Source organism: Thioalkalivibrio sp. HL-Eb18 (genome assembly GCF_000364985.1).
Taxonomy (GTDB): domain Bacteria; phylum Pseudomonadota; class Gammaproteobacteria; order Ectothiorhodospirales; family Ectothiorhodospiraceae; genus Thioalkalivibrio.
This window is the reverse complement of record NZ_KB822961.1, coordinates 66997-81248: the sequence shown is the minus strand read 5'-3', so window position 1 is coordinate 81248 and position 14252 is coordinate 66997. Positions and strand designations below refer to the sequence as shown.

At 64.5% G+C, this 14252-nt stretch carries 10 protein-coding genes; 1 reads left to right on the top strand and 9 read right to left on the bottom strand.

Translation table 11 applies throughout. The features are described from left to right. Positions 1-2 precede the first annotated feature (2 nt). The 9 genes from F813_RS0101790 to F813_RS0101750 form a co-directional block, all read right to left on the bottom strand. On the bottom strand, positions 3-1418 hold the full coding sequence (locus tag F813_RS0101790) for a carboxysome shell carbonic anhydrase (RefSeq protein ID WP_026148096.1): 1416 nt from the start codon (positions 1416-1418) through the stop codon (positions 3-5). A 182-nt stretch (positions 1419-1600) separates the two neighbouring features. Further along, positions 1601-4540, bottom strand: a complete 2940-nt coding sequence (locus tag F813_RS0101785) for a CsoS2 family carboxysome shell protein (RefSeq protein ID WP_017925329.1) — start codon at positions 4538-4540, stop codon at positions 1601-1603. Between the two features lie 161 nt (positions 4541-4701). After that, the gene (locus F813_RS0101780) at positions 4702-5034 is read right to left on the bottom strand and encodes a ribulose bisphosphate carboxylase small subunit (RefSeq protein WP_012982270.1); all 333 of its coding nucleotides are present in this window, start codon (positions 5032-5034) and stop codon (positions 4702-4704) included. Positions 5035-5103: 69 nt separating this feature from the next. After that, positions 5104-6525, bottom strand: coding sequence for a form I ribulose bisphosphate carboxylase large subunit (locus F813_RS0101775; RefSeq protein ID WP_012982269.1), 1422 nt, complete (start codon positions 6523-6525; stop codon positions 5104-5106). Between the two features lie 304 nt (positions 6526-6829). Next, the gene (locus F813_RS0101770) at positions 6830-9934 is read right to left on the bottom strand and encodes an efflux RND transporter permease subunit (protein WP_017925328.1); all 3105 of its coding nucleotides are present in this window, start codon (positions 9932-9934) and stop codon (positions 6830-6832) included. A gap of 14 nt (positions 9935-9948) precedes the next feature. Continuing rightward, complete coding sequence (locus F813_RS0101765; protein ID WP_017925327.1) at positions 9949-11061, bottom strand: efflux RND transporter periplasmic adaptor subunit; 1113 nt, start codon at positions 11059-11061, stop codon at positions 9949-9951. Further along, positions 11058-11792, bottom strand: coding sequence for a TetR/AcrR family transcriptional regulator (locus F813_RS0101760; protein WP_012982266.1), 735 nt, complete (start codon positions 11790-11792; stop codon positions 11058-11060). Before F813_RS0101760 ends, F813_RS0101765 begins: the two co-directional genes overlap by 4 nt. Positions 11793-11895: 103 nt before the next feature. Then, positions 11896-12570 (bottom strand): type 1 glutamine amidotransferase domain-containing protein, encoded by a 675-nt coding sequence (locus tag F813_RS0101755; RefSeq protein ID WP_012982265.1) that lies wholly within the window; start codon positions 12568-12570, stop codon positions 11896-11898. A 116-nt stretch (positions 12571-12686) separates the two neighbouring features. Next, a complete protein-coding gene (locus F813_RS0101750) occupies positions 12687-13451 on the bottom strand; it encodes an HAD family hydrolase (RefSeq protein WP_012982264.1) in 765 nt (254 codons plus the stop codon). Positions 13452-13587: 136 nt separating this feature from the next. On the opposite strand from F813_RS0101750, the gene dksA reads away from it, so the two are divergent. Further along, the gene (gene dksA, locus F813_RS0101745; RefSeq protein ID WP_012982263.1) at positions 13588-14040 is read left to right on the top strand and encodes an RNA polymerase-binding protein DksA; all 453 of its coding nucleotides are present in this window, start codon (positions 13588-13590) and stop codon (positions 14038-14040) included. Positions 14041-14252: the final 212 nt, after the last annotated feature.

Below are 14252 nucleotides of genomic sequence, written 5' to 3'. Positions count from 1 at the left end.
GCTCAACCGGCGAGCGGTTCCAACTGGCTGCCGCTGCGCTTGTCGCGAATCACCATGTGGCACCCGATCAGGCCTTTTTCGGCCAGTTCGCGGTAGCGCGCCATGATCTGGTCGCGAATCCGCCGGCAGCGGGCTTCAACCCGCTCGCGCGACCCCGGCACCTTGCGGTCGTAGCGGTAATGGATCACCACCGGTACCGGCAGGCCCCGCTCGACATTCAGCTGCCGAAAAATCTTGTTCACCCCCACGTCCATCCCGTGGGCGCCTTCTTCCATCGTTTCCAGGTGCGCGAAGTAGGCAAAATTGCGTACCTGCATCTCCTCGACTTCCTGGCCGACGATGATCACCCGCTCGCGGTGCCCCACATCGGCGTAATGCCCGTTGTGGTAGCGCGCCACGTAATCGAGCTGCGAAATATTGTTCAGCAGCAGCCGCGAGATCAGCCGAAGCATCCCCTCGTGCGGCGCCCCGTTGCCGTGTCCCCAGCCCTGCTGGTGGATCGCGTCCTGGATCGACTGATACACGCGCAATTCCGCCTCACGGCCGTCCAGGTCCTGCGTCTCCCGATACACCTTCGCGCTATCCACGAAGCGGTACAGACTCATCCGCGTATCGGCGTCGGGGATATGGATCTTCACGGCATCCGTATCCGTGTCCACGCCAATCAGCAGCGTGTCGACCGAGGCCCCACAACAGTAGGTATTCTCGATCGCCTGACGAAACGCCCGCAGCTGCCGCAGCGCGGCATCCGCCGCATCCCGTTCGCTGTTGCCGTGCGCCGCACACCCCTGGTGATGCGGGTCCGCACTGCTGTAGTGATACGCCGCGATCTTCAGGTAGCGACTCGGCACATCCGCCGTGGTCGGCCGTCCTTCACGAAAGCGCAACAGCTCGCGTTTCGTCCAGTGGCGGACATCCTCTTCGATGTCGAACTGCGCCCCGGCATAACTCTTCACTCGAACCGCCAGATCCGGCAGGCGCAGGATAAAACGCCGCAGGCTCAACAGCCGTCCATCCGAACAGGGCGAGATGTCCACTTCGTGGAAGTCGCAGTCGAGGAAATACGCGATCGCGCGTTCCGCCTCGTCCACCAGGTCATCCCGACCCGCCCAGTATTCATTGACCAGCTGATCGAACAGCTCGAACGTCCCGTGCAGGTACAGTTCGCGCGTGTCCAGATCATTGATCCACGCATCCTCCAGGACGCGTTCCGGCAACCGATAGCCGAGGTTATCCTCCACAATCCGTTGCGCCTTTTCCTCGAAGTCCCGCTCGTGTTGCAGCGCATGGACCTCTTTCAGTACCGGCACCAGATTCGCGAACCGATCGCGAAAGCCGCTTTCAAACGCATACAGCCGTTCGTTGTCGGCAACATCCGCCAGGGGATGCCCGGGCTTCAACACAGAAGGCACATCCAGCGGCGCCTGCGCCTTCGGCGGCACCGCGCTCACCAAAGGTTGCGCAGCCACCGAAGTGGCACCTTGTGCTACCGGCGACCGGACGGCACTTCCCCGTGGCGTCGCGTAACGCGTGCCAAAGGGCGAAGTCTTGCGGCGGCCTCGGCGCACCATCGTGGTCGTATTGCCTCCTTATTCGCCGCTTAGCCGCGGGCACCGCCGGACAGGGTCACCAGCGAACCGCTGCCACTGTTCCCGGAGGAACCGGTGATCTTGCTCATCGGCACTTCCTTGCGTTCCAGCTCGCGATTGGCATAGGCGCTCCGGCCTTCGCCCCGCGGGTTGCCCTTTTGCGTCGCATTGCGGCGCGTCGAGAACCCTTCGGTCCCGGTCACACGGTCACCCCGTTGCCAGTCATCTCCCGTGATGGAGACGCCGTTACTGCTGCCGTTGACCGTCACCCGCTCGGCACCGACCTTTTGGCCTTCTTCCACCGGTGCCGCCGCTACTTCCTGCTGGCCACGGTTGTAGCGAAATTCCTCGGTCCCAGATACCAGACCCATCGCCTTGTTGATCGAACCGGTCAGGCTGCTGCTGCTGCCATAAGCGGTTCCAGTGATACGTTCGCGGCGCTCCGCCGCACTCCGTGCGGGCGTATTGACACTGAACCCCGCGTTGGGCATCGGGCGGGCCGGGGTTGCCGGCTGCGCGGGTGCCGGACCCTGCATACCGTCCGGACGCAGACGCGGATGCAGCCTCCCGGCCACACTGGCGCAGGTCTGAACAAACTCGTTGGCACCGACATACGGGGCCCCGGAAACATCCTGGCACGCTCCACGCTCGGTACCGGTTACCCGCTCGTCGTAGCCCGGCTGGGAGCCCGACACCTCATGCGCGGGCGTCGAATGCCGTTCGGCTACGCGGACTTCCGCCGCCTGACTGTCGGACGTGTCGCAGAATGCCTCGTACTGATCCGGTCCAATGTACGCGGTGCCGCTCACGGGCTTGCAGGCCCCGTATTCGTCCCCGGTCACGCGGGCTGAGCGCCCAACTGCCGTCCCGGACACCATCTGCTGGTTCCACGTCCGACCCACCGTCACCTTCTCCGGTGCGGCTTCCGGACGACGGCCGCCGCAAAAGGCGTCGTAGTGCTCGGAGCCGGCATATTCCGTACCGGTGATCGGCTTGCAACCGCCGTACTCATCACCCGTTACATGGATCGAGTGGTCTACCTGAGTGCCAGACACTTCACGGCCCCGAAGGGTATGCATCACCCCCACCTTGGGCACACCACCAGCCGCCGGGCGATCACACACATCACCGAAGTCGGCCTGGTTGTAGTACGGCGTCCCGGTCAGCGGGCGGCAAGAGCCGGATTCGTCGCCGGTCACCTTCGGGCTTCGGCCCACAGCCGTACCCGTTACGCTCTGGTCTTCCATCGTGTGCAGCTCCTGCACCTTGGCCGGCGTCGGCTCCGGGCGGGTACCGCACATGCCCTTGAACTGTTCCGTACCAATGTATTCGGTCCCGGTGACCGGCTTGCAGCTGCCGTATTCATCACCCGTGACTCGCGAGGAGCGCCCGACTTCGGTCCCGGTCAGTTCACGACCGCGAAGCGTATGCATGACGCCGACCTTCATCGGCGCTCCGTTGGACTTTCCCGTGTTGCACGGAACCTCGCTTGCCTGCGTGTTCAGGTACTCGGTGCCGGTGATGTCTCGGCAGGAGCCCGATTCGTCCCCGGTGACACGCGGGCTACGGCCGACACTGGTGCCGGAGACACCCTCGCCGTGGCGCGTCACCATTACGCTGGTCCGGGGCTTGCTTGACGGCGCGCCCGTCCCGCAGAAGCCTTCGTACTGCTCGCTGCTCAGGTACTCGGTACCGGTGATCGCCTCGCAGGACCCAGATTCGTCCCCGGTCACGCGCACAGAGCGCCCGACCTCGGTACCGCTGACTTCCTGGCCGCGGCTGGTATGGGAGTGTCCCACCTTGGCCGGATTGGCACTCGGGCGCACATGGCAGTAGCGCTCGTAGTGCTCGAGACCCAGGTACTCGGTCCCGGTAATATTCGAGCAGCTGCCCGCTTCGGCGCCGGTGACGCTGCGCGTCGCCTCGACCTGCGTGCCGCTGATGTGGCCACCGGCGAGGGTGGTGCCCTCTTCTACCTTCGGCGGTGCTTCGCTCGTCTGACCACGGGGACGACCACAGGGGCGACCCGGATCGGACGAACCTCGCCCGATGGTGCACAGCTCTTCACGACGCTGGCGTGCCACCTCGCGAGTGGACATACCCTTGCGCTTCGCGGCCTTCCACGAGCCTTCCTGCGGCATGGCACCGCGACCCTTGGAGCCGTTGAAGCGGCGCTTGGTCGCACGCTTGCCGTTCTGAGCCATCGCCTCGCGGCGGGCCATGCAGATCGCGCGGACCTCGGAGATCATCGGATGCGGACCCGCGGACTCGCCACCGGACTCGACCTTGTCGCACAGCTGGTCGAGGCCGCTTTCCACGACGGTGTCGCTCTCGGCGCTGGCCGCGCTATAGGTGTCGTCGCGCCCGGACGTCTCGTCCTTGCAACCACAACCACAGCCCTTTTTCTCTTCCTGCGCGGACGGCGCGAAGGAACCCTCGCCTTTCAGCAGGTCTTCACGGCGCGGCTCGGCGGCCATGGCCTTTTTGCCGTCGGTCGCCAGTGCCTGACGGCGCAGGCGGCAGATTTCGCGCCCGCTCATGTTGGAACAGTCGATCTCCATACCCTGGTTCTGCGACAACGCTTCGAGCTGACGCGAGCGGTCGGAACCTCCACGGGCCAACCCGCCCAGGGCCCGCGCACGGGTATTGGAACGACCGACGGCCTTCTTGCCCTGGCGCGCCATCTTCTGGCGGCGCTCAAGAGCGGCCTGGCGGCCGTTCGAGGCACCGGCGTGGGCGCCCGGTTCCGGGCGGCGCGCAGGTGCGCTGCTGCCGACCTCGAACGAGGTCGACGGCTGAGATTCGCTGGAGTGCGACTCCGGCTCCCGCGCCTGGGGGGCCGGTTCGGAAACACGCTGAGCCTGGCGCGCCTTTTGCGCGGCCGCGGCAGAACGCGACGTTCCCTTGGTTTGGCCGGTCGGCTTCACGGCAGCCTTGCCATTATGAGACATGGCCTTGCGCCGTTCCCGGGCGAGTTCTCGACCCGAGAGACCTTCAGACGCGGATGTCGGATTACTCATGGCACTTCCTTACAGTTGGCGGCAGCAACGGTAATAACGCTTGATGGACGGGCCGGGTGCCACAGACACCCGGCCTCCACCGAACCGGGGTCCTAGCGACCGCGGTCGACCACGAAGGCCATGCCCTGACTCTGGGCGTAGTTATCGTACGCAATGAAGCGCACCATCATGCCCGGGTTGGCACGACGGCATTCTTCGATCTCCTGCAGCACCGCCTCGACGGACTGCTCGCCGAAGAACGGCAGCTTCCACATGTACCAGTAGTGGGCCATGGCGTTTTCTTTTTCGCTGTACTCGATCGCCGGGTTCCAGCCCTGCGCGAGGCAGTATTCGATCTGCTTGCGCACCTGGTCGGCATTCATCTCCGGCAGATAGGAGAAGGTCTCGTACTTCTGCGACTGCTTGAAGTTCTGGATATCAGACATGTCGGTAATCCTGTGCTCTGGTTCTTTCTGGGCACGAACGGCGCCCTAGCGCCGCCCGTGCTCGGACGATCACTTGTGCTGGGTATCCAGCTTGTCGACGGTGTCGAACTCGAACTTGATCTCTTTCCACGTTTCCATGGCGATCTTCAGTTCGGGGCTGTGCTGCGCCGCCTGAGTCAGGATGTCCTTGCCTTCCTTCTCGATGTCCCGACCTTCGTTACGCGCCTGGACACAGGCTTCCAGCGCCACACGGTTGGCTGCCGCACCCGGGGCGTTGCCCCACGGATGGCCCAGCGTACCGCCGCCGAACTGGAGCACGGAGTCGTCGCCGAAGATGGAGACCAGGGCCGGCATGTGCCAGACGTGGATACCACCAGAGGCCACGGCAAACACGCCCGGCATGGAACCCCAATCCTGATCGAAGAAGATGCCGCGCGAGCGGTCTTCCGGAATGAAGGATTCACGCAGCAGGTCGATCCAGCCCAGGGTCGCGGCACGGTCGCCTTCCAGCTTGCCGACCACGGTGCCGGTGTGCAGGTGGTCACCACCGGACAGGCGCAGAATCTTCGCCAGCACACGGAAGTGGATACCGTGCTTCGGATGACGGTCGAGCACCGCGTGCATCGCACGGTGAATGTGCAGCAGCACGCCGTTGTCGCGGCACCAGTTGGCCAGACCCGTGTTGGCACAGAAGCCGCCAGTGATGTAGTCGTGCATGATGATCGGCGCACCAATTTCCTTGGCGAACTCGGCACGCTTGTACATCTCTTCCGGGGTCGGCGCGGTAACGTTCAGGTAGTGACCCTTGCGCTCGCCGGTTTCGGCTTCGGCCTTTTCGGTCGCTTCCTGCACGAACTCGAAGCGATCACGCCAGCGCATGAACGGCTGCGAGTTGATGTTCTCGTCGTCCTTGGTGAAGTCGAGGCCGCCACGCAGGCACTCGTACACGGCACGGCCGTAGTTCTTCGCGGACAGACCCAGCTTCGGCTTGATGGTGCAACCCAGCATCGGACGGCCGTACTTGTTCAGCTTGTCGCGCTCGACCTGGATACCGGAAGGCGGGCCACCGCAGGTCTTCACGTAGGCCATCGGGAAGCGCACGTCTTCCAGACGCAGGGCACGGATGGCCTTGAAGCCGAACACGTTACCGACCAGCGAGGTGAACACGTTCACCATCGAGCCTTCTTCGAACAGGTCGATCGGGTAGGCGATGAACGCGTAGAAGGACTCGTCGTCACCCGGCACGTCCTCGATGGAGTAGGCACGGCCCTTGTAGTAGTCCATGTCCGTCAGGAGGTCGGTCCACACCGTGGTCCAGGTACCGGTGGAGGACTCGGCGGCCACAGCGGCCGCGGCTTCTTCGCGGTCGATGCCCGGCTGCGGGGTGATCTTGAAACATGCCAGCAGATCGGTATCCAGCGGCATGTATTCCGGCATCCAGTAGGTTTCGCGGTAATCCTTGACGCCCGCGGAGTACTTCTTGGCGGCCATGTGGCTTTCTCCTACGCGTTGGTTAATCGTGACGGTCGCCTAGATTAGGAAGGCGCACTGCTAATAACAAATAAATAATCTAGATACGACCAATAGACTTTCGTTTATATAAGGACCGCTCCGCAGGACTCCGCGAAGCGGCATGGGGGTTCGGTTCGCATCAATGCCCGGCGCCTGCGCGGCAGCCGTAGCCGGGAATGCGGTGGCTGATTGTAGTCCATGACCGCAGCCAATGCATGCCCTCTGGTCCGCGCCGTGATGCGACCCGCCAACTTCCGCCCGCGAGGGGTCTCCGCCGCGAGGTTCAGGCGGAACCGCCCGCGTCGGCCTCCTGCGCGTTCAGCGTGTCGGCGTAGTGGTCACGCGCCACGTAGGTATAGATGGCCGGCACCACGAACAGCGTGAACAGTGTGCCGATCGCCATACCCGCCGCAATCACCAGCCCCATCGCGAACCGCGAACCCGCCCCGGCACCGGTGGCCATCAGCAGCGGCACCATCGCCACCACGGTCGCCGTGGTGGTCATCAGGATGGGCCGCAGGCGCAGGCTGGCCGCCTCCTCGATCGCATCGCGCAAGGGGCGCCCCTGACGCTGCAACTGGTTCGCGAACTCCACGATCAGGATGCCGTGCTTGGCGATTAGCCCGATCAGGGTCAGCAGACCCACCTGTGTATAGATGTTCAGGGAGGTCACGCCCAGGCTGATGAAGATCAGGGCACCGGCAATCGACATCGGCACCGTGGTCAGAATGATCAACGGGTCACGGAACGACTCGAACTGCGCGGCCAGCACCAGGAAGATCACCACCAGCGCGAAGAAGAACGTGACGACCAGATCCCCGCCCTCGGCCTTCAACTGGCGCGACTCGCCGGCATAGTCCACGTTCACATCCGGCGGCAGCACCTCGGCAGCAATCCGGTCGATGATGTCCAGGGCCTCGCCCAGCGTCACGCCCGGGCGCGGCACCCCCTGCAGCGTCACTGCATTCAGCTGCTGGAAGCGGTTGAGCTGGCGCGGCGTGACGGTCTCCTCCAGCGTCACGATACTGGACAGCGGCACCGGCTCGCCGTCCGCGGTGCGCGTGTACAGCTCTTCGAGTTGCTCCGGCGTCAGACGATCGGAGCGCTGAACCTGCGGGATGACGCGATAACTGCGGTTCTCCATCGCAAACCGCCCGGCGAACCCGCCGGACAGATACGTCGCCAGGTCGGCATTCAGCGTCGCCATGTCGATCCCGAGCTGCGAGGCACGCTCGCGGTCGATCTTCAGATCCACCCGTGGCTGGTCGAAGTTGAGATCGGTATCCAGAAAGATGAACCGACCCGTGGCCATCGCACGATCCTTGATCTCCTGGCTCAGTTCGTTGAGCTCCTCGAACGAGCTGGTCGAGCCGAACACGACACTGACCGGCGCGCCCTGCCCCGGGGTCGGCAGCTGTGGCGGCTGGATCGCAAACACCTCCAGCCCCGGCAGCCCTTCCAGAGCCGGCTGCAGGTCTTCCTCCAGGATCTTCGCCGTCGAGCGCTCGCGCTGGTCCCAGGGCGCCATGACAAAGCCGCCCAGAGCCTGGTTGGTCGCACCGGCCATGCCCGGCCCGCCGCCAAAGCCGTTCACGATAAAGATATTGTCGAGCTCGGGGATGCGGTCGAAAAAGCCGTCCGTCAGCGCAGTGTTGCGCTCCAGGTAGTCGATCCCCATGTAGGCGTCGCCCTCCATGATCGAGAAGGCGAAGCCCTGGTCCTCCTGCGGCTCCAGTTCGGTCTGCGAGGTCACGAACAGGAAATAACAGGACACCAGCACGATGGCGCCAAAGGCGGCGACCGTGAAGCGGTCATTGAGCGCCCCGTGCAGCCGCCGGCGGTATCGGCCACGCAGGCTGTCGAAGCGCGCATCCAGCCACGACTCGATACGCCCGCGCTTCTCCACCGAACCATCGCGCAGGATCTTCGAGCACATCATGGGCGAGAGCGTGATCGCGACAATACCCGAGATCACGACCGTCGCCGCGAGGGTAAATGCGAACTCGATAAAGAGCGTGCCGGTCAGGCCGCCGATGAACCCCAGCGGCAGGAAGACCGCCACCAGCGTGGTCGACATCGCGACAATCGGCCAGGCGAGTTCGCGCGCCCCCTGGATCGCCGCATCCATACGCGACATGCCCTCCTCGATATGCCGCGAGATGTTCTCCAGCATGATGATCGCGTCGTCGACCACGATGCCGATCGCCAACACCATCGCCAGCAGTGTCAGCAGGTTCAGCGAGAACCCCATCAGGAGCATCAGCATAAACGTGCCGACCAGTGACAGCGGTACCGCCACGGCCGGAATCAGCACGCTGCGCCACGACCCCAGGAACAGATAGATCACCACCAGTACGATCAGCAGCGCCAGCACGATGGTCGTCAGCACCTCGTCGATCGCGCTCTCGATGTACTCGGTGGAGTCATAAACGATCTCGCCCTCCAGCCCCGAGGGCAGGCGCGGCTCGATACGCTCCTCGAAGATCTCGCGAACCTCGGCAATTACCTCCAGGGCATTCGCATCCGGCGCCAGCTCGATGCCGATGAAGGTTGCCGCCTGACCGTTGAAGCGCACCGAGGTGTCGTAGTTCTCCGACCCCAGCTCCACCTCCGCAATGTCGCCCAGGCGCACCAGGTCGCCATCCTGCTCGAACAGGATCAGCTCCTCGAAGGCCTCCGGGGTCTGCAGATCGGTATCCGCGGTCAGATCCAGGCTCACCATCGAGCCCTTGGTCTGCCCCACCGCGGAGAGGACGTTGTTGCCCTCCAGTGCGGAGCGCACGTCGCGTCCGGTCACGCCATAGGCCGCCATGCGGTCGGCATCCAGCCAAGCGCGCATCGCAAAGCTCTGGTCACCGAGGATTTCGGCCCGCTGCACACCGTTGACGGTCGCCAGCTCGGGCTGCACCTCTCGGATCAGGTAGTCGGTGGTCTGGTTGTTGGAGAGCCGCTCGGAATAGAACGACATGTACATTGCCGCCACGTCCTGACCCACGGAGAGATCCACCACCGGATCCTCCGCCTCGGACGGCAGGTCGCTGCGAATCTTGTCCACCTGGGCGGATATCTGTGTCAGGGCCTGGTTCGGGTCGTAATCGAGCTCCAGGAACGCCTGCACCGTGCTCATCCCCGGCAGGCTGTTGGAGACGATGTAGTCGATCCCCTCCGCCTCGGCGATCTCGCGCTCCATCGGCGTGGTGATGAACCCCTGCACCAGGTCCGCATCCGCGCCGATATAGGCGGTGCTGACCGTAACCACCGCGTTCTGCACCTCGGGGAACTGGCGCACGTTCAGATCAAACACCGCGCGCACCCCGAACAGCAGTATGAACAGGCTGACCACAGTGGCCAGCACAGGCTTCTGGATAAAGATATCGGTAAAGCGCATCGTCGCGGGCCCGCTCAGCGATTCGCCGGCCGCGGATCGCGTTCGGAATCAGGCTGAGCATCCTCCGTGATCTTCACGGGGGTGTCGTTCTGCAGCTTCAGCAGACCGCTGACCGCGATCTCGTCGCCCTCTTCCAGGCCATCTACGATGCGCACCAGGTCACCGCGCCGTTCGCCGATCTCCACCAGGCGCTGTTCCACGCGCTTGTCGCCGTCATCGTCCTCGTAGATCACGAACACCGAGTTGCCCCAGGGCGCAAAGCGAACCGCCGTCTGCGGGACGACCAGGCCTTCCTCCGGCTCGCCACGCTGCAGCGTGACCCGGGCGAACTGGCCGGGGCGCAGGCGATGGTCCTCGTTGGTGATCATTGCCTGCACGCGGAACATCCTTGAAGCAGCTCGGACACGTGGCTCGATCGCGGTAATCTGCCCCTCGAAGGTCTCGCCATAGGCATCGACGGTGACCTCGACCGACTGCCCCAGTTCGACATTCGCCAGCCGGCGTTCGGGCAGCGTGAAGTTCACATAAAGTGGGTCCAGGGACTCCAGCACCACGATCGGGTCGCCCGGGCCGACAAACTGGCCCTCGTTCACCTGGCGAATACCCAGTTGCCCGTCAAAGGGCGCCCGCAGACGCTTCTGACGAATCCGCGCCTCCTGCGCATTGACCGCCGCCTGCGCCTGTTGCGCCTCGGTGGCACGGCGCTGGAACTCCGAGTCGGAGATATCGTTGCGCTGCACCAGGCCCCGCGCCCGTTCCAGCTCGCGTGCGGACAACTGCGCCTCGGCGCGCAGGCTTTCCAGCTCCGCCTCGTCCAGCTCAGTGTCGAGCTCGACCAGCGTCTCGCCCGCCTCGGCGAAGGCCCCGTTGGCGAAGTGGATGCGATCGACAATGCCCTGCGCCTCGAAACTCAGCGTGGCGCCCTGCACCGCCTCCAGATCCCCCACCGCGCGCAGCTGCGGGGCCCAGCGATCGGTTTTCACGGTCGCCGCATTGATGGTCGCGGTCGGCTCCGGCATTTCGTCAAAGAACTCCGCGATCTGCTGATCCACGAAGGCCTTGAAACCGAAGATGCCACCCAGGACCAGGGCTACGCCCAGCAGCATCAGAAAGAATCGCTTGCTCATGAAGTTGCCTCGGGAATGTGCTCGCGCAGGACCGCGCGCACCCGCTCCGTCTCGGCGCGCACGACCGAGGGTTCGTCCGGATCGATCCGCGGTTCCCAGCGCCAGCCGGTCAGCAGTGCATGGGTGTGGCGAATCAAGTGTTCATACGGGCGGTGGATGTCGTAGGCATCCAGCAACCCCTGGGCATTGGCAAGAGTCTGCATTCCGGTATTGAGCGCCCACGGGCCCAGCCCCATCTCTTCCTCGCCCAGTTCCTGGGCCAATGGAAGGTCCTGGTTGGCCCGAGCCTCGGAAACAATCACGGTCACCGCCTCGCTTATGGGCTGCGCGGCCTCCAGCAACTCCTCCCGGCGCGCCTCCGACGTACTCGCCCAGACCACCTCTGTCGTCACGAACTGAGTCAGGCGATAGTAATCCGGATTCACCTGCGCGAAATCGATATCGGCCAGCACCATGGCCAGCATTCGTGAACGCGTTCCCAAAGGCAGCCGCGGAATCCGCCGAAAAACCTCGGCACGCTGGCGCGTCGTCCGGGTGGCGACGGCCGCCAGCAGGTCCTCCTTGGAGTTGAAATGCTGGTACAGCGTGCCGGTCGCGTACTCGCACGCGGCCGCCAGACGCGACATCTGCAACGCCAGAAGGCCCTCCGAGCGGATCAGCTCGTGGGCCTTTTCGACAAAGAGGGTCTCACGCGCCTCGCGCTCGCGCTGCTTTCGGTTCTCGGTACCCATCGGCGCAGCCTACCGAATTGGAACCAAGATTTGAACCTCGTTCACGCATTCAGCAAAAAAACCGGGGCCCAGAAGACCCCGGTCGCCTGTCGTCGGCACCCAGTCAGCCGGCTTCGCGCAGAAGGCGCACGATCGCGTCGGCCACGCTCTTGCTGGACTGCGGGTTCTGCCCCGTCACCAGCTTGCCATCGACCACGACATGGTCGGCCCAGTCCTCGGCAGTCTCGACCTCCCCGCCCAGTTCGGCCAGGCGGTCCTGAAGCAGAAACGGCACGGCCTGGTCGAGCTGTACCGCCTTCTCCTCACTATTGGTGAACGCGGCCACCTTGCGACCCTTCACCGCCGGGCTGCCGTCCTTCAGCATCGCGCCGACCAGGCAGGCCGGCCCGTGACACACCGCGCCCACGACCTTGTCGTTTTCCAGAAACTCGGCCACCAGGCGCTGCACATGCGGGTTTTCCGGGAGATCGAACATCGTCCCGTGCCCGCCGGGGAAGAAGATCGCCGCGTACGCATCATGGTGCATGCCTTCATCGAGATGGATCGTGTCGTCCAGGGCCTCCTGCGCGGCGACCGCGGCCGGGCCGGGATGATTCGACTCCAGGCTCTTGGGGTCCAGCGGCACGGGCCCGCCCCTGGGGCTGGCCACCTTGATCTCGAAACCGGCCTTGCGGAAGCGGTCATACGGCACCGAGAACTCGTCGAACCACACGCCCGTCGCGTGGCCATCGCCGATCTCGCCGTGACTGGTCACCACCATCAATATCGTCTTGCTCATCCCGCGAACTCCTGTTGCGTCCGTACAAGTCGGTGGACTCGTCATGCGGCCGGCGGGTTCCGGGGATTCCAGGTCATTGAGCCGCCCATCAGCACGGATACGGTGTTGGCAGCCCCTCAGGCCGCCGCCCACCACGCGCGCAAGGCCGTCACGTCCACGCAAGACCCCGGCAACGCCGGACCCTCCAGAACGGTTGCGGGCTGATCTGGCTCGCCGAACCCGTCGAGTACCGCCAGCGCACCGGCAAAATCCTGCCGGCGGGTGTAGTCGTTCGTGGTCACCACGACCTTCAGGCCCGCGCCCCGCGCCGAGCGTACGCCGTTGTCCGAGTCCTCAAGGGCCAGGCACTCCTCGGGACCGAGATTCATCGCCTCCATCGCGTGCTGGAAGATATCCGGGGCGGGTTTCTTCTCCGGGACGACGTCACCAGCCGAGATCACCTCGAATCGGTACGGGCCCTCTTCGCCCAGCGTCGCCACCAGCAGCGCAGTGACGTTCTCGGGTGTCGTGGTGGTGGCAATCGCCAGGCGCAGGCCCGTGGCCGCCGCTTCGTCGAGCAGGCGCTCGACGCCTGGACGCAGCGGTATCGCACCCGTCTCCAGTAGCGCCACGTAGTGCCGTGTCTTGGCCGCATGCAGATCGCGGATGCGCTGATCGATGCCGGGCTCGGCCAGGATCTCCGGGTGCTCCTCCGAGAGGTACTGGCGGATGCGTTCCTTGCCACCCGTGACGCGCAGCAGCTGTCCGTAGCGCTCGACGCTCCACTCCCAGTCCAGCCCGGCCTCGGCAAACGCCTTGTTGAAGGCCACGCGGTGGCCGTCACGCTCGGTATCGGCCAGTGTGCCGTCGACATCGAAGATCAAGGCCTTCAGTTCCTGCATCCGAGTTCCTTTGATATCAGTCTGATAAATGGGCATTCACGCTTGGACACACACAAAAACCCTGGCACGGGACTTGCCCGCCCGCACCGTCTCTGGTACTAAGTGCGCCTCATTTTTCCAGCCGGAGAATGCCCGCATGGCTGCCGACAAGAAACAGGACCAACCCTCCACCAAGCACATGGTTGCCGGAGGTATCGCGCCCTACGAGCCGAAGTCCGGCGAAGAGTACATGAATCCGGAACAGCTCGATCATTTCCGCAGCCTGCTGCGGGCATGGCGCCAGGAGCTGGCCGAAGAGGTCGATCGTACCGTGGGCCACATGCGCCAGGACGCCGCGAATTTCGCGGACCCGGCCGACCGCGCCACCCAGGAAGAAGAGTTCGGCCTGGAACTGCGTGCCCGCGATCGCGAGCGCAAGCTGTCGAAGAAGATCGACGAGGCGCTGCGCAAGATTGACACCGGGGACTACGGCTACTGCGAGACCTGCGGCGTCGAGATCGGCATCCGCCGCCTCGAGGCACGCCCGACCGCCACGATGTGCATCGACTGCAAGCAGCTGGCGGAAATCAAGGAAAAGCAGATGGCCTAGGGAGACGCTGATTTAATCGCACGTCCGCGCTCGAGTCGCTTTTGCGTGGGAACAAGGCGCGGTGACTGCCGTGCAGTCATTCTGCACAAGGGAACCGCAACGCAGTTCCCGCGCAAAAGCGGCCGAGCCCCTGCTTTCAATGGCTTGTGGGGTTGGTGCCCCCTGTTCCCCGATCCTGCGTTGCGCCGCTTGCGGGTAGAACCACTACCCGC